Raw genomic sequence first — 18,125 nt, 5'->3', positions numbered from 1 at the left:
CCGCCATGCTGAACTTCGATTCGGTCGCCATGCGCTATGCCGATGGCACGCGCGCGCTCGACGGCGTCTCGCTGCAGGTGCCGGCCGGCCAGTTCTGCGTGGTGCTGGGGTCCTCGGGCGCGGGCAAGTCGACGCTGCTGCGCATGGCCAACGGGCTGGTCAAGCCCACGCAGGGCGCGGTGCAGGTCGAAGGCGTGCAGATCGCGGCCGCATCGCTCGCCCGCATCCGCCCGCGCATCGGCATGATCCACCAGCAGTTCAACCTCGTGCTGCGCTCCACCGTGGCCGCCAATGTGCTGGCCGGCGCGCTGCCCGCGATGCCGACCTGGCGTGCGCTCCTGGGCCTGTTCTCCGATGCGCAGCGCAGCAAGGCCTGCGCGCTGATCGAATCGGTGGGCCTCCAGGAACAACATCTGCTGCGCCGCGTGAGCGAACTCTCGGGCGGGCAGCAGCAGCGCGTGGGCATCGCGCGTGCCTTCATGCTCGATCCGCCGCTGGTGCTGGCCGACGAGCCGGTGGCCAGCCTCGATCCGCAGACCAGCCACGACGTGCTGTCGCTGCTGCGAGGGCAGGCGCGCGAGCGCGGCACCACGGTGCTGTGCAGCCTGCACCAGATCGAGCTGGCCTGCGAGTTCGCCGACCGCATCGTGGCGCTGCGCCAGGGCGCGGTGGTGTTCGATGGCGCGCCGGAGGCCTTCGAGCCGAAGGTCTTCGATACGATCTACGGCCGCGCCCCGGCCTCTGCGCCGCAGCCGTACGGACCGGGCAACGAACCCGAAGCCATGCTGCCATTGCACGCCGGCGGCATGCTGGAGCTTGCGCAATGAGCAGCCTGACCCGTCCCTCGTCGGCCTGGGAACTGCCGCGGCCCTTTGGCACCCGCAGCCTCGTCGTGCTGTTCCTCGTGGTCGTCGTCGGCTTCTTCGCCGGCCAGCGCGTGGAGATGGGCCGCATGCTGTCGCTCACCGGCGAGGGCGTGCTCGCGGCCGTCGGCCTGCGCGACCAGTCGCAGGTGCTGTCGGGCCTGGGCACCATCGCGCGTTCGCTCTTTCCACCGCAGATCTCGGAGCGCACCGAGGTTTCGCGCATCGAGGGCTTCGACCGCAACCGGCTGCCCTGGTTCTCGCACGTCGAGACCGAGGAGTCGCGACAGCCCAGGCTCAATCCGCAGACGCTGCAGATGGAAGAGGTGGTCGACCGGCGCGAGGTGCTGGTGGAGCCCTTCGGTTACCTCTGGCACGTGGCGGTGAAGATGCTCGAGACCTTCGAGATCGCCATCTGGGCCACGCTGCTGGCCATCGTGCTGAGTGCGCCGCTGGCATGGTGCAGCGCGAAGAACTACACGCCCAACTGCACCGTCTACACGCTCGCGCGCGGCGTGGTCGGCATGTTCCGCGCGGTGCCCGAACTCGTGAGCGCGCTGTTCCTGGTGCTTGCCTACGGCTTCGGCCCCATTGCCGGCGTGCTGGCGCTCGCGCTGCATTCGGCGGGCTTTCTTGGCAAGTTCTACGCGGAAGACATCGAGACCGCTGACGACAAGCCGCAGGAGGCGCTGCGCGCCATCGGCGCGAACAAGCTCAAGGTGATGCGCTTCGCGGTGCTGCCGCAGGTGATGCCGCAGTTCATCGCCTACACGCTGTACATCCTCGACCGCAACGTGCGCATGGCCACCGTGGTGGGGCTGGTGGGCGCGGGCGGCATCGGCCAGGAGCTCAAGGGCCGCTACGACATGTACAACTACGCGCACGTCGGAACGATCCTGATCGCGATCTTCCTGACCGTCCTCATGCTCGACAGGGTCGCAGCCCGGCTGCGCAGCCGCTATGCCTGAGCGCTAGCCCCCCATACCCCGACTCTTTTCCGATCCGGTGCGAGCCCTTCGCGGGCCCGCAGGGGAGCGGCTTCGCCTTCGCTTTTCGATTTCGCTTTTCTCACGCTCTCCGATTCAAAAAGGCACACCTCATGAAAAACAGCTTCTTCCCGGTACGGCCTCGCTGCGGCGGGCCTCGTCTTGTGCCTTGGCCTCGCCGCCTGCGGCGGTGGTGGTGGTGGCGGCGGCGGCGGCGGCGGCCTGCCCATCGTTCCTCCGGGCCAGACGCCGCCCACCGGTGGCGGCCCGCAGCAGCCCGGCGGCGACCAGCCCCAGCAACCCGCGCCCGCCCTCAAGTGCGCGCCCTGACACCGCCATCGCCATCCGATCCGCTCCTCATTCCCCGCGTTGAAAGACCACCCATGAACACCACCAACCGTCGCGATTTCTTCCGCAAGTCGGCGGGCGCCATCGGCGCCGCATCGGCCATGACGATGCTTCCGCCCGTGATCCGCAAGGCGCTCGCCGTCGAGGCCGCTGTCGACACCGGCACCATCCAGGACATCAAGCACATCGTGATCCTGATGCAGGAGAACCGCAGCTTCGACCACTACTTCGGCACCCTGCGCGGCGTGCGCGGCTTCGGCGACCGCTTCCCGATTCCGCTGGCCAGCGGCAAGCCGGTGTATTTCCAGCCCAATCCCAGCGGCGGCGCGGAGATCCAGCCCTTCCGCCGCGATTCCAGGATCGCAAATGCGCTGATCGGATCCGGCACGCCGCACAACTTCCCTGACCAGCAAGCGGCATGGAACCAGGGAAAGATGGATCGCTGGATTCAGTTCAAGAACCAGGCGACGATGGGCTACTACCTGCGCGACGACATTCCGTTCCAGTTCGCGCTGGCCGATGCATTCACGATCTGCGACGGCTACCACTGTTCCATCCTCACCGGCACCGACCCGAACCGCATCATTTTCTGGTCGGGTTCCAACTTCAACCCGGAGCTGCGCAAGAAGGGCATCAACAGCACGGACACCGATTCCGAACCCGTCAACTCGCGCTGCTGGCCCAGCCCGTCGAGCTGGGTTGCGGGTCGGGGGCAGGAGGCCGACGGCACCGGTCAGAAAGACCCCACCACCGGGGCCTACAACTACAAGTACGTCAACAACGCCTTCAAATGGAACACGTTGCCGGACGTACTGCAGAAGGCAGGCATCAGCTGGCACATCTACCAGAACATGAACAACAACTGGACGGGCGCCATGCACGGCTGCCTGGCCTTCGAGAGCTTCCGCACCGCGCAGCCGGGTTCGCCGATCTATGAACACGGCCTGACGGGTGGCCCCGCGACGGCGGACGGCGCTGTCAATTTCCTCGCCCAGCTCAAGCAGGACGTGATGAACGGCACCCTGCCGCAGGTCTCGTGGGTGCTGCCCACGCAGGCTCTGGCCGAGCATCCCGGCAGCAGCGAAGGCGTTGCCGGCGCCGCCGACTTCATCTCGGATGTGCTGAGCGCGCTGACGTCCAACCCCGCGGTCTGGAGCAAGACGGCGCTCTTCGTGACCTTCGACGAGAACGACGGCTTCTTCGACCATCTGGCGATGCCGGCGGTGCCGTCGTACGACGCCAATGGCGAGCTGATGGGCAAGTCCACCGTGCCGCTGGATGGCGAGTATTTCGACGCCTCCGTGGGCAGCTACCTGAACGCCGCCGACACCACCAGCGGCAAGATTCGCCCATGGGGCCTGAGTTCGCGCGTGCCGACGTACGTGGTGTCGCCGTGGAGCAAGGGCGGCTGGGTCAATTCGCAAGTGTTCGACCACACCTCGGTGGGCCGGTTCCTGGAGAAGCGTTTCGGCATCACGGTGGACGCCATCAGCCCGTGGCATCGCGCGGTCTGCGGCGACCTCACCTCCTGCTTCGACTTCGTCAGCCCGAACGATCCGGTGGTCCCCAAGCTGCCCGACACGAGCAACTATCCCGCGATCAATGCAGCGCAGCGAGCTCTGGCCAACACGGCTGCCGTGACAAAGGCGCCCGCCACGCCGCAGCCGCTGTACCAGGAGACCGGCACGCGCTTTTCGCGCGCGCTGCCCTACGAGCTGCACACCAGCGCGCGCATCGAGCCGCGCGGCTTGGTGTCGCTGATCTTCGGCAACACCGGCGAGCAGGGCGCGGTGTTCCACGTCTACGACAAGCTGCACCTGGACCGCATTCCGCGCCGCTACACGGTGGAGGCCGGCAAGCAGATTGCCGACTACTGGAACACCGGCGCCACCGACAGCGGCAAGTACGACCTGTGGGTCTACAGCACCAATGGCTACGTGCGCAGCTTCCAGGGCGATGCGCTGGCGACCGACACCGCGGCCTTCAAGCCCGAGGTGCAGGTGTGCTACGACCCGGCCGCGGGCCAGGTCTACGTGAAGGTGCACAACGCCGGCACGGGCAGCGGCACGGTCGCGGTCACGGCCAACGCCTACCGCGCCGACGGCCCCTGGTCGCTCGACGTGGCTGCGGGAGCCACGGGCATGCTGCACTGGAGCCTGGAAGACAGCGGCCACTGGTACGACTTCACCGTGACCGCCGACAACTTCGAGCGCCGCTTCGCGGGCCGCGTCGAGACCGGCAAGCCGAGCGTGAGCGATCCGGCGATGGCGCTGCACCTGAAGGCCTGAGCACCGTGAAGCACAGGAACAAGCGCACGGCGCGCGGCACGGCGCTGCTCGGGCTGGCCGTGGCGATCGGCTCGGCCGCGGGCATGGCGTCGGCCCAGCCGGTCGCCTGGGACCCGGTCAAGGGCAATCTCGGCATCGGCGACAACGCCGGCACGACCGGCGTCACGGGCAGCAACAACCAGGCGATCGGCAAGAACGCCGGCAACAACGTCTCGACCCAGTGGAACCTGGGCATCGGCGAGGCCGCCGGCACCAACGTGAGCGGCGGCAACGCCAACACGGCCATCGGCTTCAACGCGGGCCAGAACGTGGCGGGAGGATGGAACCAGGCCTTCGGCCGCAGCGCGGGCCAGAACGTCACCGGCAACTACAACAACGCCACCGGCTTCTGGGCCGGCACCGGCGTGACCGGCTCGTACAACAGCGCCTATGGCGCAAGCGCGGGCCGCACCGTGACGGGCAGCAACAACCAGGCTTTCGGGCAGGGCGCAGGCAACAACGTCAGCACCAACTGGAATCTCGCGATAGGCGAGGGAGCGGGCTCCAACGTGTCGGGCAAGAACGCCAACCAGGCCATCGGCTACTACGCGGGTACCAACGTGGTTGGCGGCTGGAACCAGTCGATGGGCCGCAGCGCGGGCCAGAACGTGACCGGCGACTACAACAACGCGGTCGGCTTCTGGGCCGGCACCGACGTGACGGGCACCGGCAACGAGGCCTACGGCAGCAACGCCGGGCGCAACGTGGCCGGCAACGGCAATCAGGCCTACGGCGGCGACGCGGGCCGGAACGTGAACGGCAGCAACAACCTCTCCACGGGGCAGGGCGCGGGTGCCAGGGTGACCGGCTCGGGCAACCAGGCCTCGGGCCTGATGGCCGGTGCGCAGGTCGAGGGCAACAACAACGTGGCGATGGGGCAGGCCGCGGGCGGCGGGGTGCAGGGCAGCCAGAACGTGGCGCTCGGCGCGGCCTCGGGCCAGGGCGTGGTGGGCAGCAACAACATCGCGCAGGGCAGCGGTGCGGGCCAGAACGTCTCCGGCAACGGCAACATCGCGATCGGCACCGAGGCCGGTGTGTACGTGAGTGCGAGCCAGGCCATCTCGCTCGGCACGTCCGCGCGCGCCAGTGCCGACAATGCCGTGGCGATCGGCAGCAACGCGACGGCCTCGCATGCGAACAGCGTGGCGCTGGGCTCGGGCAGCGTGACCACGCGCGGCGCGCAGTCGAACTACGTGGCCGTGGGCATGGCGGGCCTGCAGTCGTCGGCCGGCGAAGTGGCGCTGGGCAACCGCCAGCTCACCGGCGTGGCGCCCGGCAGCGCGCCGACCGACGCGACCAACGTGGGCCAGGTGCAGGGCATGGTGCAGACGGGCGTTGCATCGGCCAACGCGTACACCGACACCGTCGCGGCGCAGGGCCTGCCGTTCGGCAAGGCCTACACCGACCTGACGGCCGTGCGCCTGCAGAACCAGATGGACGAGAACGCGCGGCGCGCCTACGCGGGCATCGCCGGTGTTGCCGCGATGGAGGCCGCGCCGGTCGTGCCCGGCAAGACCAGCTACGCCGTGGGCCTGGGCAACTTCCGCAGCGAGAGCGCGATGGGCGGCTCGATCCGCCGCACGTCGGAGGACGGCCGCTACAGCGTCACGCTCGGCGTGGGCGCGACCAGTTCGGGCGTGGTGAGCCGGGTGGCGTTCACGGGTGTGTTCGACTGACGCGGCATGGCGTGCGGCCTCGCCCGCGTGCGCATCACTCCCGCGTGAGCGCGAAGCTCTTCCTGATGCCGCCCGCCGCCGAAGGCGCCACCCACAGGTCGAACTCTCCCGGCTCGACCGTCGGCTTCATGTCGCGGCCGATGAACTGCAGGTCGTCCGCCCGCAGCGTGAACTCGACCACCTTCGACGCACCGGGCTCGATGCGCACCTTGCGGAAGTTCTTGAGCTCGCGCACCGGCCGCGTCACGCTCGCGGCCCGTTCGGCGGCATACAGCTGCACCACTTCCTCGGCCTCGCGCTGGCCGGTGTTGGTGACGGTGGCGCGCACGCGCAGCGTGCCGCCGAGGGGCAGCCGGTCCTGGCTCAGCTCCATGCCGTCGTAGCGCACCGGTGCATAGCCGATGCCGTAGCCGAAGGGGTAGAGCGCCTGGTTCGTGGTGTCCACGTAGCGGGTCTTGAAAGCCATGGCCTGGTCGTTGTCGGGCAGCGGCCGGCCGGTGCGCTTCTGGCCGTAGTAGAAGGGCACCTGGCCGGACGTTTGCGGAAAACTCACCGGCAGCCGGCCCGAGGGGTTGAAGTCGCCGAACACCACGTCGGCAATGGCCGTGCCGGTCTGCACGCCGAGAAACCAGGTGACGAGGATGGCGTCGGCGTTGCGCACCGCGCCCCTGAGCGCCATCGCGCGGCCGTTGCTCAGCAGCACGACCACGGGCTTGCCGGTGGCGGCCACGGCCTCGGCCAGGTCCTGCTGGGCCTGCGGAATGCCGATGTCGGTTCGCGAGCGGGCTTCGCCCGACATGCGCTCGCTCTCGCCGATGGCGAGCACCACCACGTCGGCATCGCGCGCGGCGGCCACGGCGGCCTCGATGCCGCCGGCCAGCGGCGCATCGATGCCCGAGCCGCGCACCACCGTCAGCGCGCCGGGGTCGGCCAGTGCGGCGCGCAGGCCTTCGTCGATGCCGACGGGCGCCGACTGGCCCGGGAACAGGCTCCATGCGCCGAGCAGGTCCTGCGTGCCCGAGGCGAAGGGCCCGATCAGCGCGATCTTGCGGCCCGACTTGGGCAGCGGCAGCACCGCGCGTTCGTTCTTCAGCATCACGATGGAACGGCGCGCATCCTCGCGCGCCAGCGCGATGTGCGCAGGGTTGTCGGCCCGGGCCTGCGGTGCGGCGTCGAGGCCGCGAAGCGGCTGGTCGAAGAGACCGAGCTTTTGCTTGACCCAGAGCACGCGGCGCACCGCATCGTCCAGCCGCGCCATCGGCACTTCGCCCGAGGCCACGAGCTCGGGCAGGTAGCGCATGTACAGGCCGCTCTGCATGCTGACGTCGGTGCCGGCCAGGAACGACTGCTTCGCCGCCTGCCGGCCGTCGGCCGCGTAGCCGTGCGCGATCAGTTCCTCGTCGGCCGTGTAGTCGGACACCACGAAGCCCTTGAACTTCCATTCGTCGCGCAGCACGCCCGTCAGGAGCGCCGGGTTGGCAATGGATGGAATGCCGGAGATCTCGTTGAAGGCGCTCATGACCGAGAGCGCGCCCGCGTCCAGCGCGGCGCGGAACGGCGGCAGGTAGACCTGGCGCAGCGTGCGCTCGGAGATGTCGGTGGCGGCGTAGTCGAGCCCGCCCTCGGCAGCGCCGTAGGCCGCGAAATGCTTGGGCGTGGCCAGCAGCGAATCGGCGCGCGAGAGGTCGCTGCCCTGGAAGCCGCGCACGCGCGCGGCCGCGAACTGGTTGGCCAGGTACACGTCTTCGCCCGCACCCTCGATGCCGCGGCCCCATCGCGCGTCGCGTGCAATGTCCACCATGGGCGCGAAGGTCCAGCGGAAGCCGTCCGCGCTGGCTTCGACCGCGGCCACGCGCGCGGTGCGCTCGGCGAGTTCGGGCTCCCAGCTCGCGGCCTCGGCCAGCGGCATGGGGAAGATGGTGCGAAAGCCGTGGATCACGTCGGCGCCGTAGAGCAGCGGAATGCCCAGGCGCGATTCGCGCACGGCCACCTCCTGCAGCACCCGCTTGCGTTCCAGCCCTTCGTTGTTGAACAGGCCCGTGAGGCGGCCGGCGCGCACGTCGTCGATCTCCTGCTGCCCATTGCGCTGGGCGGCCTGCGGATTGCCGGGGATGTTGGTGTCGGCGGGGCCGTAGAGGCTGAGCTGGCCGACCTTCTCCTCGACCGTCATGCGGGCGATGAGCGATTCGATGCGGGCATCCGCGCCCGCGGCGCCCTCGGCGGTGGCCGGGGCGGCATGGGAGACGGGGGAGAAGAGAAAACAGGCCAGGCCCAGCAGGGCCGCCATGGCGGGGATTCGAACGTGCATGGCCCGCCATTGTCCCGCCAAAGCGACGCCGCACGGTGCGCTCGGGCTTTGGCCGTAGGCGCGGGGGCCTATTCGGCAGTCGCGCCGGCGTCGCGGGCCACCTTCACCCACTTGGTGGTTTCGCTGCCGATGAAGGCCTTGAGCTCGGCCGGCCGCATGTTGCCTGCTGTTACGCCTTGCTCCTCGAAACGCCTGGACACGTCCTGCTGCTGCAGCGCGCGGGCGACTTCGGCGTTCAGGCGCGTGACCAGTTCCGGCGGCGTGCCGTGCGGTGCCATGAGCGCGAACCAGGTGGTCATGTCGTAGCCCTTGAGGCCGGCCTCGTCGAGCGTGGGCACGCCCGGGTAGGCCGGCGAGCGCTTCAGCGTGGTCACGGCCAGCGCGTCCACCTTGCCGCCGCGCACGTGCGGCGCGGCCGAGGGGCTGGTTTCGATGGCCATCTGGATCTGGCCGCCGATCAGGTCCGCCATCATCGGCGCGCCGCCCTTGTACGGCACGTGGGTCATGTCGGTCCGGGTCATCGAGCGGAACAGCTCGCCAGAGATGTGTTCGGTGCTGCCGTTGCCGGCCGAGCCGAAGTTCACCTTGCCGGGATTGGCCTTGATGTAGGCCACCAGTTCCGCCACCGACTTGGCCGGCACCTTGTCGTTGACCACCAGCACGTTGGGCGTGGAGGCCACGAGCGCCACGGGATCGAAGTCGCGCTGGAAGTCGTAGGGCAGGCGCTTGTAGAGGCCCGGCGCGATCGAATGCGCGATGGTGGCCAGGAACAGCGTGTAGCCGTCGGCCGGCGCCTTCGATGCGATGGCCGCGCCCACGGTGCCGCCCGCGCCGCCGCGGTTGTCGATGATGACCGGCTGCCCGAGCGATTCCGAGAGCTTCTGGCCCACGGTGCGCGCGACGATGTCGGTGGTGCCGCCCGCCACGAAGGGCACGACGATGGTGATGGGCTTGACCGGCCAGCCGGCCGCGAGCGCGGTCGAAGCGGCCGCCGCCGAGAGCAGGGCGGCCGTGCCGGCGCGCAGGAAAGAGGAGAGCGTCTTGTTCATCGTGATGAGTCTTGGTGTTGTCGTGGTTTTGAAGATTGCAGGGTCTGGGTTTCAGCCCACCCGGTTCAGCAGCGGCTGGCCTTGTGTCCAGCGCCGCAGGTTGTCCAGAAAGATGGCTGCCACGCGCGTCTCGTTGCCGTCGGAGTGGCCGGCGGTGTGTGGCGTGACGATCACGTTGGGCAGCGCCCACAGCGGCGATGCGGCCGGCAGCGGCTCCTGTGCGAACACGTCCAAGTAGGCGCCGGCCAGCGCGCCGCGCTGCAGCGCATCGATGAGCGCGACCTCATGGACCACCTCGCCGCGGGCCACGTTCACCAGCCGGGCGCCGGCCGGCAGCCGCGCGAGTGCCGCCGCGTCGACGAGGTTGTGGGTGCGTTCGCTCAGCGGGCAGGCCAGCACCAGCCAGTCGGCGCGCGGCAGCACTTCGCCGATGCGCTCATAGCTCACCGTTTTGGATGTGGGCGGCGCGGCCGCGTCGTCGCTGCTTCGAACGGCGATCACGCGCAGGCCCAGCGCCGCGAGCAGCGAGCCCAGGCCCTGGCCGATGGGGCCCCAGCCGACGATCACCGCGGTCTGTCCCGCGAGGTCGCGCGGCAGCCCGCTGCCCACGAGCGGCGTCCAGCCTCGGCTGTGCTGCGCCGCCAGCAATTGCGGAAAGCAGCGTGCCAGTATCAGCACCCCGGCCAGCGCGGTCTGCACCACCACGCCCGCATTGGCGCCCGACGACGTCGTCACGGCCACGCCGCGTGCAAGGAGCTCGCCATACACCGGCCGGTCGGCGCCCGACGAGTGGGCATGCACCCAGCGCAGCGAAGGCGCGCCGCGCAGGGCGTCGTGGAAGCGTTGTGTTTCGGGCAGCACCGCATGCTTGGTCGAGAGGCCGGTGACGTCGCGCGAGACGAAGGCCACGTCGGCATCGTCGCCGATGCCTGCCAGCACATGGGGCCGGCCGCCCAGCGCCGCCGCCAGGCCGTCCGCCGTCTGGTGCTCGGCCGCGGGCGACATCAGGATGCGCAGGGGTTGCGTCGTCGTCATCTCTTCAGGCGATGCCGCGTCATTCGGCTATGGCGCCCGATTCGCGCACGATCAGCTTCCACTTCTCGTACTCGCGGCGCGTGAATTGCCCGAACTGCGCCGGCGTGCCGCCGACCGGGTCGGCGCCCTCGCGCACCATCTGTGCACTCAGCGAGGGCAGGGCGTCGTTGACCGCCTTGTTGAGCAGCGCAATCACCGGCTCCGGCGTTCCCTTGGGCGCGAAGAAGCCGAACCACGAGCCGGCCGAGAAGTCCGGAAAGCCTTTCTCGGCCACTGTGGGCACATCGGGCAGCGAACGCGAACGCTGCAGGCTGCTCACCGCGATGGCGCGCAGCTTGCCCGCCTTGATGTGCGAGATGACCGACGGAATGGTCGCGAACATGAACTGCACCCGGCCCGCGAGCAGGTCGTTCAGCGCATTGGCGCCCTTGTAGGGAATGTGCAGCGTCTCGGCGCCGATGCGCTTGCTCAGCATGTAGCTCGACAGGTGAGACGAGGTGCCGACACCGGTGGAGCCGTAGTTCAGCTTGTTCGGATTCGCCTTGGCGTAGGCGATGAATTCATCCATCGTCTTTGCGGGCACCCCCGGGTTCACCACCAGCACGTTGGGCACGTCGGCGATCTGCACCACCGGCACGAGGTCGGTGAGCGGGTCGTACGGCAGGTTCTTGTAGAGCGTCTGGTTCACCGCCATTGGGCCCACGGAATTGACGATCAGCGTGTAGCCGTCGGCGGGGGCGCGCACCACGAACTCGGTGCCGATGTTGCCGCCGCCGCCGGGCTTGTTGTCGATGACGAAGGGCTGCACGAGCTTCTCGGACATCTGCTGCGTCACTGCGCGCGCCAGGATGTCGGTGGTGCCGCCGGCCGTGAAGGCCACCACCACGCGCACCGGCTTCGACGGATACGACGCCTGTGCCTCGGCGCGGTGGGCCGTGGCCAGGCCGCCTGCGAGCAAGGCAATTGCTGCGGCGCCCGAGAAGCTGCGGCGGCGCATGGCGAACGAATCGATGGATGATGAAGGCTTTTCTCGTGTCATTTTTCTGTTCCTCGGGGTTTATGCAGCCGGTGCGAAGTCGTACAGCGCCGCGGGGTTGTCGACCAGGACGCGCCGGCGCATGCGCTCGTCGGGCAGCCAGCGCGCCAGCAGGTTGAGCAGCGCGCCGTCGTCGGGCACCTGGTGCGCCTCGAAGTAGTTGATGTGCGGCCAGTCGCTGCCCCACACCACGCGCCCGGCATTGGCTTCGAGCAGTGCCGCGGCAAAGGGATCGATGTCGCCATAGGGCGGCCCCATGTCGGTGTTGCGGTCGGCGCCGGAGATCTTGGTCCAGGCCTTGCCTTCGGCCAGCATCCGGCAAAGCGTGCGAAAGCCCGGATCCTCCACGCCGCGGGCGGCCGCCATGCGGCCCATGTGGTCGATGACCAGCGGCAGCCCGGTGCGCAGCAGGCGCGGTGCGAGTTCCACCAGGTCGGGCGCGTGGATCCAGATCTGCGCATGCCAGCCGAGGCCGGCAAGCCGCGGCGCCAGCGCCTCGAGCACCTCGATGCCGACACCGTTGCGGTACACCGCGTGGCCGTCGCGCTTGAACAGGTTGAAGCGCACGCCGCGAATGCCCGCCGCGTGCCAGCGCTCGAGTTCGGCATCGGTGGTGCCGGCCTGCGGCACGGCCACGCCGCGAAGCCGTTGCGGATAGCTCTGCAGGGCAGCCAGCACCGCGCCGTTGTCGGTGCCGCTGGCGCTTCCGGTCACCAGCACGCCGCGCGCAAGCCGCAGTCGGTCGAGGTGCGCGACGAAGGCTTCGCCCGGATGTTCGACGGGCGTGTAGCTGCGGTCTTCCGCCAGCGGAAAGCGGGTGTAGGGGCCGAACACGTGGGCATGGCTGTCGCAGGCGCCCGGCGGCGGGTCGAAGGCCAGGGGCTCGTATGTGCCGCGAGGGGGAAGGCAGGGGCGGGTCATCGTGCGCGCCTCAGTCGGCCCTGAGCTTGCCGGTCTTCGCGAGCACCGCTGCGCTCGCTTCTTCCTTCTTGAGCGTTGCCAGCCATTCGTCGGGCGAAGAGGCCTGGCCCGGACTGCCGACCGACACCAGCCTGCGCTTCACGGCATCGTCGTTCAACGCCTTGCGCAGCGCCGCGTTGAGCGCGTTCACGACATCCTGCGGCGTGTCGGCCGGTGCCAGCAGCCCGGTGGCGGTGGTGGCTTCGAAATTGGCAAGGCCTGCTTCGCGCAGCGTGGGCACGTTCGGCAGGGCAGGGTCGCGCTCGCGCGACATCACGGCCACCGCGCGCAGCGTGCCCGACTGGATGTGCGCGGCCGAACTCGTGAGCTGGTCCACCACGAGGTCGATCTGCCCGCCCAGCAGGTCCGTCAGCGCCGGGGCCGAGCCTTTGTACGGCACGGCGTTGAGGCTCAGCTTGCCGGCCTGCTCGAGCTGCAGCAGCGCGACGTGGTTGGTGGTACCGGGGCCCGCATGTCCGGCCGTGACCTGGCCCGGCTTGCTGCGCGCCGCCGAAAGCACGGCATCGATGTCCTTGTACGGCCCCTGGCCGCGCACCGCGATCACCAGCGGCGTGGTGGCCATCAGCCCGATGGGGCTGAAGCTGTCGAGCTGGTAGCTGGTCTTGGTCATCAGCGGCAACACCACCAGGGCGTTGGGCGTGCTCACCAGCAGCGTGTAGCCGTCGGGCTGCGCGCGTGCGACATACGAGGCGCCGATGGCACCGCCTGCGCCCGCGCGGTTGTCCACGATCACCGGCTGCCCGAGGGTCTGGCTCAGCACGGGAGCCAGCGTGCGCGCCACCACGTCGAGGTTGCCGCCGGGCGCGAAGGGCACGACCAGTGTGATCGGCTTCTGCGGAAATTTCTGCGCCGCGGCGGGCAGCGCCCAGGCGGCGGCAAGCGCCAGCGCGAGGGCGGGAAGGTGTCGTCTTTTCATCGTGTCTGTCTCGTCGTTCGCTCTTCGATGCGGGGGAGAAAACCAGTCAGTCGCGAAAACCCGGGTCCATGCGGTCGAGCTTGCGCAGCAGCGCGGGCCATTCCATGAGTCCGTAGGGGCGGCGGGTGCTGGGCTGGTAGTTGTTCCAGGTCTCTTCGAGGATGTGCTGCGGCACCGCCTTGAGCGGCGTGTTGCACGACATCGCGCCGATCTGCGCGCGGCAGGCCAGTTCGAGCCGGTGCATCCAGTTGAAGGCCTCGCCGACGCTGCGGCCCACCACCAGCGCGCCGTGGTTGCGGAAGATCACGGCTTCGCTGTGGCCCAGGTCGGCCAGCAGCGAGGCCTGCTCCTCGGTGTTGAGCACCACGCCCTGGTAGTCGTGATAGCCGATCTTCAGGAAGCGCATGGCGGTCTGCGTGAGCGGCAGCAGGCCGCATTCGAGCGAGGACACCGCCATCGACGCCCAGCTGTGCGTGTGGATCACGCAGGCCACGTCGGGCCGCGCGGCGTGCACGGCGCTGTGGATCACGTAGCCGGCCTTGTTGATACCGTAGTCCAGCTCGCCGAAGTCGGGCTTCGAGAGGATGTTGCCGTCCTGGTCGACCTTGATGAGGCTCGACGCGGTGATCTCCTCGTACATCATCCCGTAGGGGTTGATGAGGAACGCGCCATGCTCGCCGGGCACGTGCGAGGAGATGTGGTTGGCCATCATGTCCGACATGCCGTAGAGATCGACGAGGCGGTAGCAGGCGGCCAGGTCGATGCGGGCCTGCCACTCGGCCTCGGAGCAGCGGTCTTTCATGGAAGGGATCTGGAGCACGCCAGGGTTCGTCATCGCGGGGTTCCTTTCGATGGGAGGATTCGGTTCATTCATTCAGTCGGCGCCCAGCTGCAGGCGGCTGGGCAGGCGTTTTTCGATCGCGAACTTCAAGAGCGCCGCCGAACGGAAGATGCCGTGCGCGAACTTGCCGTAGGGCAGCGTGAGGAACAGCGCCATCACCACGCCCAGGTGCACCGCGAGCAGCAGCGCCATGAAGGCGGTGTCGCGCCACGCGAGCAGGGCCAGGCCGGTCACGCTGGTGAGCAGCAGCAGCGCGATGAAGCCGCGGTCCATCGGCCGTTGGGCCACGTCGCCATGCGCCGCGTTGCGCCGCAGGTTCATCCACAGCAGCCCGGCGGGGCCGATCACCAGGCCGATCCCGCCCGCGGTGCCCAGCAGCACCGGCAGGCTCGTGCGCGCATAGGGCGCGTGCAGGCCCAGCAGGTAGTGGTAGAGCGTTGCCACGCAGGTGGAGGCGAAGCACAGCATGAAGCCGTAGAAGGTGAAGTGGTGCAGGCGGCGGCGCCAGAGCGTGAAGCGGTCGTCTTCGTTGTTGCAGCCCTCGCCGTGGCCGCCGTCGAGGTAGGTGAGGCGCAGCACGTCGTGCGCGGCCTCGGCGCCGGCCGCGGCGCGCACGCCGGCCACTTCGCCCGGCGCGTTCTCCTGCGCCGGCGACACCTCGCGCCAGAAGCGCCGCACGCCCATCGCCAGCGCGAACACCACGAAGGCAAACACCGCCCCGAACACCAGCGCGAGAAAGTTGTGCGGGAAGATCGCGTAGAAGTTGCCCGCAAGCGGTTCGTGCAGCAGCGCGCCCGTCATCGCCACGGCCAGCACCAGGAACAGCGCGAGCCCTGCGGCCAGTGCCAGCGCAACGGTGAGGCCGGCCTTCCTGTACAGCGCTCCCATCGCGGGCGGCCACGCGTAGTCGTGGTAGGTCTGCATGCGCACCTGCGCCATCGCCTGCGGCACGTTCACCGCGAACTCGTGCGGCGGCGCATATTGGCAGGCATACAGGCAGGAGCCGCAGTTGTGGCACAGGTTGGCAAGGTAGTGCGTGTCGGCCTTGCCGAACTCGAGCCGCCGCGTCATTGCGGGGAACACGGCGCAGAAGCCTTCGCAATACCGGCAGGCGTTGCAGATCTGCAGGATGCGCGCGACTTCGCCTTCGCTGGCAGTCAGCGGCAGGACGGGGCGGATGGGGATCACGCGCGCCGAGGCGCTGCCGACGCCGTCGGCATCCGCACGGGCGCGTGCGACCAGGTCAGTGAGCTGCTGCAAGGGCGGTCTCCGGGGAATTCTTTTTCGAAAGGTTCTTTGCTGCGCGTGCCGCCTGCGTGCCCGCGATGCGGCCGAAGGCCGTGCCGATGCTCATGCCCACGCCGGCCGTGTAGCCCTTGCCCAGCACGTTGCCGGCCATCATTTCGCCGGCCACGAACAGGTTGGGGCTCGCCCGGCCGCCGAAGCGCACGGCCGCGGTCTCGTCCACCTTCAGGCCCAGGTAGGTGAAGGTGATTCCGGGGCGCACCGGGTAGGCGTAGAAGGGCGCGGTGTCGATGGGGCGCGCCCAGTGCGTCTTGGCGGGCGCGATGCCTTCGGTGTGGCAGTCGTCGAGCGCGGTGTGGTCGAAGCGGCCGACGCGGCAGGCGGCGTTGTAGTCCTGCACGGTGCGCACGAACGTGGCTTCGTCGAGGCCGATATTGCGTGCCAGTTCGCCGAGCGTGTTGGCCTGCGTGCCGGGAAACACCGGTGGCATGAAGCGCCCGACGGCCTTCTGGTCGATGACCGACCACGCGATCTGCCCCGGCTGCTGCGCCACGAGCCGGCCCCAGATCGCATAGCGCTTGGGCCAGAAGTCCTCGCCCTCGTCGTAGAAGCGCTGCGCCTCGCGGTTGACCACCACGCCCAGCGACACGCAGTCGATGCGGGTGCAGATGCCGCCGTCGTAGAGCGGTGCGCGCGCATCGATGGCCACCATGTGGCCCTGCGACGGATCGCCGATGCTGTCGGCGCCCGCGGCGATCATGTACTTCAGCAGCACGCCCTGGTTGAAGCGCGTGCCGCGGATCAGGAAGTTGTCGGCCGGCCATTCGCCGCGCTCGTTCTGGCCCCACGCTTCGCGCAGCCATTCGCGGTTCGATTCGAAGCCGCCCGAGGCGAGCACACAACTCTTCGCTTCGATGCGCTCGCCGGCCTCGGTGCGCACGGCCACGAAGCGGTCGCCGTCGAGTTCGACCGAGGCCACGGGCGTGTCGTAGCGGATCTGCACGCCCAGCCGTTCGGCGCTGCGGAAATAGGCGTTCACGAGCGCCTTGCCGCCACCCATGAAGAAGGCATTGGTGCGCGCCACGTGCAGCGCGCCCGACAGCGGCGGCTGAAAGCGCACGCCGTGGCGGCGCATCCAGTCGCGGCAGTTCGACGAGGCGCGGATCACGAGGCGGGCCAGGTGCTCGTCGGTCAGGCCGCCGGTCACCTTCAGCAGGTCTTGCCAGTACTCCTCTTCAGGGTAGGCCTCGACCAGCACGTCCTGCGGCGCATCGTGCATGCAGCGCAGGTTGCGGGTGTGCTGCGAATTGCCGCCGCGCCATGCCTTGGGCGAGGCTTCCAGCAGCAGCACCGAAGCGCCGGCCTCGCGCGCCATCAGCGCGGCGCACAGCGCGGCATTGCCGCCGCCGACAACCAGTACGTCGATCACTCGTGGGTCTCCTTTGAATCCGGGAGACTTTAGAGAGCGGGGCCTTCACGCGAAAGGCCGAAAGAGGCAACGGGTGTTCAGTTTTCGAGAAGACTTGCGCCGGTCCAGCGGCCCTCGCGCACCAGGGCGCGCGCCGTGTCGGCAACCACCACGCGTGCGGCCAGCGCGGCCGGCGAAAGCTCGTCGTCGGACAGGCTCACGAGCAGGTTGCGGCGGCCCACGTGCGCATCGCTGATCTGCGTGAGCTCCAGGTCGTCGCGGTCGTGGCGGGCCGTGGCGGCGCCGGGCTGCACGGTGGCGCCGTAGCCCGCGCGCACTGCGTCCATCAGCAGCGCAAGGCCGTCGACCTCGGCAATGATGCGCGGCTGGATGCGGGCCCGGGCAAAGGCCGCCATCAGCGTTGCGCGCAGGCCGTGGCTGCCGCTCGGCAGGATCAGCGGAACATCGGCGAGCTGCGACAGGCGGACCCTGGTGCCCGTGGGGCGTCCGCCCAGCGTCGGCGATGCGATCACGAACAGCTTCTCGGCCAGCAGCGGCGCGACGCTCCAGCGCCGCGGCGTGTCGGTCTGGAACAGCACCGCCAGGTCGAGCTGGCGCGCATGCAGCATCGTCGTGAGATGGCCCGACAGCGCCTCGACCATGTGCAGCCGCACCTCGGGGTAGCGCTCCTGCATGGCGCGCATCAGCGGCACGCCGAGCACGGTGGCCGTGGTGGGCGCGAGGCCCACGCTCACATGGCCCGACAGGCGCGCCTGCTGCGCCGCGCGCACCGCGTCGTCGGCATGGCGCAGCGTGAGCTGCGCCTGGTGCAGGAAGGCCATGCCGGCATCGGTGGGCACGACGCCGGTCGAGCTGCGCTGCAGCAGCCGGGTGGAGAGCTCGCCTTCGAGCCGGCTGATCTGCTGGCTCAGCGCCGAGGTGACCACGCCCAGCTCGATGGCCGCGCGGCCCATGCTGCGGAGTTCGCAGACCTTGACGAAGTAGCGCAGTTGCCTCAGTTCCATGCCCGCATCATCGCGCAGATGAAAAAATGGCTGCCGGCACCTGTCGCGCAGGCACTGGCAGCCGTGGAAACCGGAACCGGC

General features: G+C 69.3%; 15 protein-coding genes. 5 read left to right on the top strand and 10 right to left on the bottom strand.

Annotated elements, in window-relative coordinates; translation table 11 throughout:
* Positions 1-5: 5 nt before the first annotated feature.
* The 5 genes from phnC (at position 6) to VAPA_RS15845 (ending at position 6,200) form a co-directional block, all read left to right on the top strand.
* On the top strand, positions 6-827 hold the full coding sequence (gene phnC, locus VAPA_RS15865; protein ID WP_021007775.1) for a phosphonate ABC transporter ATP-binding protein: 822 nt from the start codon (positions 6-8) through the stop codon (positions 825-827).
* Positions 824-1,831 (top strand): phosphonate ABC transporter, permease protein PhnE, encoded by a 1,008-nt coding sequence (gene phnE, locus VAPA_RS15860; protein WP_021007774.1) that lies wholly within the window; start codon positions 824-826, stop codon positions 1,829-1,831. Before phnC ends, phnE begins: the two co-directional genes overlap by 4 nt.
* A 180-nt stretch (positions 1,832-2,011) precedes the next feature.
* On the top strand, positions 2,012-2,179 hold the full coding sequence (locus tag VAPA_RS34865; protein ID WP_196232509.1) for a hypothetical protein: 168 nt from the start codon (positions 2,012-2,014) through the stop codon (positions 2,177-2,179).
* Positions 2,180-2,232: 53 nt separating this feature from the next.
* Positions 2,233-4,485 (top strand): phosphocholine-specific phospholipase C, encoded by a 2,253-nt coding sequence (locus VAPA_RS15850; protein WP_021007773.1) that lies wholly within the window; start codon positions 2,233-2,235, stop codon positions 4,483-4,485.
* 5 nt (positions 4,486-4,490) lie between these two features.
* Positions 4,491-6,200, top strand: coding sequence for a YadA family autotransporter adhesin (locus tag VAPA_RS15845; protein WP_021007772.1), 1,710 nt, complete (start codon positions 4,491-4,493; stop codon positions 6,198-6,200).
* 34 nt (positions 6,201-6,234) lie between these two features.
* Here VAPA_RS15845 and bglX read toward each other — a convergent pair whose 3' ends face one another.
* The 10 genes from bglX to VAPA_RS15795 form a co-directional block, all read right to left on the bottom strand.
* Positions 6,235-8,508, bottom strand: a complete 2,274-nt coding sequence (gene bglX, locus VAPA_RS15840; protein ID WP_021007771.1) for a beta-glucosidase BglX — start codon at positions 8,506-8,508, stop codon at positions 6,235-6,237.
* A 68-nt stretch (positions 8,509-8,576) separates the two neighbouring features.
* Complete coding sequence (locus tag VAPA_RS15835; protein WP_021007770.1) at positions 8,577-9,557, bottom strand: tripartite tricarboxylate transporter substrate binding protein; 981 nt, start codon at positions 9,555-9,557, stop codon at positions 8,577-8,579.
* A gap of 51 nt (positions 9,558-9,608) precedes the next feature.
* Entirely contained in the window at positions 9,609-10,592 is a 984-nt protein-coding gene (locus VAPA_RS15830) for a D-2-hydroxyacid dehydrogenase (protein WP_021007769.1), read from the bottom strand.
* A gap of 19 nt (positions 10,593-10,611) precedes the next feature.
* Positions 10,612-11,589 carry a Bug family tripartite tricarboxylate transporter substrate binding protein gene (locus VAPA_RS15825; protein WP_041946473.1) on the bottom strand — a complete coding sequence of 326 codons (978 nt, stop codon included), beginning with the start codon at positions 11,587-11,589 and terminating at the stop codon, positions 10,612-10,614.
* 60 nt (positions 11,590-11,649) lie between these two features.
* A complete protein-coding gene (locus VAPA_RS15820; RefSeq protein ID WP_021007767.1) occupies positions 11,650-12,549 on the bottom strand; it encodes an amidohydrolase family protein in 900 nt (299 codons plus the stop codon).
* Between the two features lie 10 nt (positions 12,550-12,559).
* Positions 12,560-13,525, bottom strand: a complete 966-nt coding sequence (locus tag VAPA_RS15815; protein WP_021007766.1) for a tripartite tricarboxylate transporter substrate binding protein — start codon at positions 13,523-13,525, stop codon at positions 12,560-12,562.
* 46 nt (positions 13,526-13,571) lie between these two features.
* A complete protein-coding gene (locus VAPA_RS15810; protein WP_021007765.1) occupies positions 13,572-14,360 on the bottom strand; it encodes a class II aldolase/adducin family protein in 789 nt (262 codons plus the stop codon).
* A gap of 39 nt (positions 14,361-14,399) precedes the next feature.
* Complete coding sequence (tcuB, locus tag VAPA_RS15805) at positions 14,400-15,626, bottom strand: tricarballylate utilization 4Fe-4S protein TcuB (protein ID WP_021007764.1); 1,227 nt, start codon at positions 15,624-15,626, stop codon at positions 14,400-14,402.
* Positions 15,610-17,040, bottom strand: coding sequence for an FAD-dependent tricarballylate dehydrogenase TcuA (gene tcuA / locus VAPA_RS15800; protein ID WP_021007763.1), 1,431 nt, complete (start codon positions 17,038-17,040; stop codon positions 15,610-15,612). Before tcuA ends, tcuB begins: the two co-directional genes overlap by 17 nt.
* 77 nt (positions 17,041-17,117) lie before the next feature.
* A complete protein-coding gene (locus VAPA_RS15795; RefSeq protein WP_021007762.1) occupies positions 17,118-18,044 on the bottom strand; it encodes a LysR family transcriptional regulator in 927 nt (308 codons plus the stop codon).
* Positions 18,045-18,125 lie beyond the last annotated feature (81 nt).

Origin of the sequence: Variovorax paradoxus B4, assembly GCF_000463015.1 — a bacterium.
Lineage (GTDB): Bacteria > Pseudomonadota > Gammaproteobacteria > Burkholderiales > Burkholderiaceae_C > Variovorax > Variovorax paradoxus_E.
The sequence above is the reverse complement of the archived record's forward strand: the minus strand, read 5'-3'. Positions and strand labels throughout refer to the sequence as shown.

Excerpts from the sequence above, each read along its gene's own strand:
- VAPA_RS15830 (WP_021007769.1), bottom strand. The coding sequence starts at position 10,592 with ATGACGACGACGCAACCCCTGCGCATCCTGATGTCGCCCGCGGCCGAG.
- VAPA_RS15825 (WP_041946473.1), bottom strand. The coding sequence starts at position 11,589 with ATGCGCCGCCGCAGCTTCTCGGGCGCCGCAGCAATTGCCTTGCTCGCA.
- VAPA_RS15820 (WP_021007767.1), bottom strand. The coding sequence starts at position 12,549 with ATGACCCGCCCCTGCCTTCCCCCTCGCGGCACATACGAGCCCCTGGCC.
- VAPA_RS15795 (WP_021007762.1), bottom strand. The coding sequence starts at position 18,044 with ATGGAACTGAGGCAACTGCGCTACTTCGTCAAGGTCTGCGAACTCCGC.
- VAPA_RS15815 (WP_021007766.1), bottom strand. The coding sequence starts at position 13,525 with ATGAAAAGACGACACCTTCCCGCCCTCGCGCTGGCGCTTGCCGCCGCC.
- VAPA_RS15850 (WP_021007773.1), top strand. The coding sequence starts at position 2,233 with ATGAACACCACCAACCGTCGCGATTTCTTCCGCAAGTCGGCGGGCGCC.
- phnE (WP_021007774.1), top strand. The coding sequence starts at position 824 with ATGAGCAGCCTGACCCGTCCCTCGTCGGCCTGGGAACTGCCGCGGCCC.
- phnC (WP_021007775.1), top strand. The coding sequence starts at position 6 with ATGCTGAACTTCGATTCGGTCGCCATGCGCTATGCCGATGGCACGCGC.
- bglX (WP_021007771.1), bottom strand. The coding sequence starts at position 8,508 with ATGCACGTTCGAATCCCCGCCATGGCGGCCCTGCTGGGCCTGGCCTGT.
- VAPA_RS15835 (WP_021007770.1), bottom strand. The coding sequence starts at position 9,557 with ATGAACAAGACGCTCTCCTCTTTCCTGCGCGCCGGCACGGCCGCCCTG.
- VAPA_RS15810 (WP_021007765.1), bottom strand. The coding sequence starts at position 14,360 with ATGACGAACCCTGGCGTGCTCCAGATCCCTTCCATGAAAGACCGCTGC.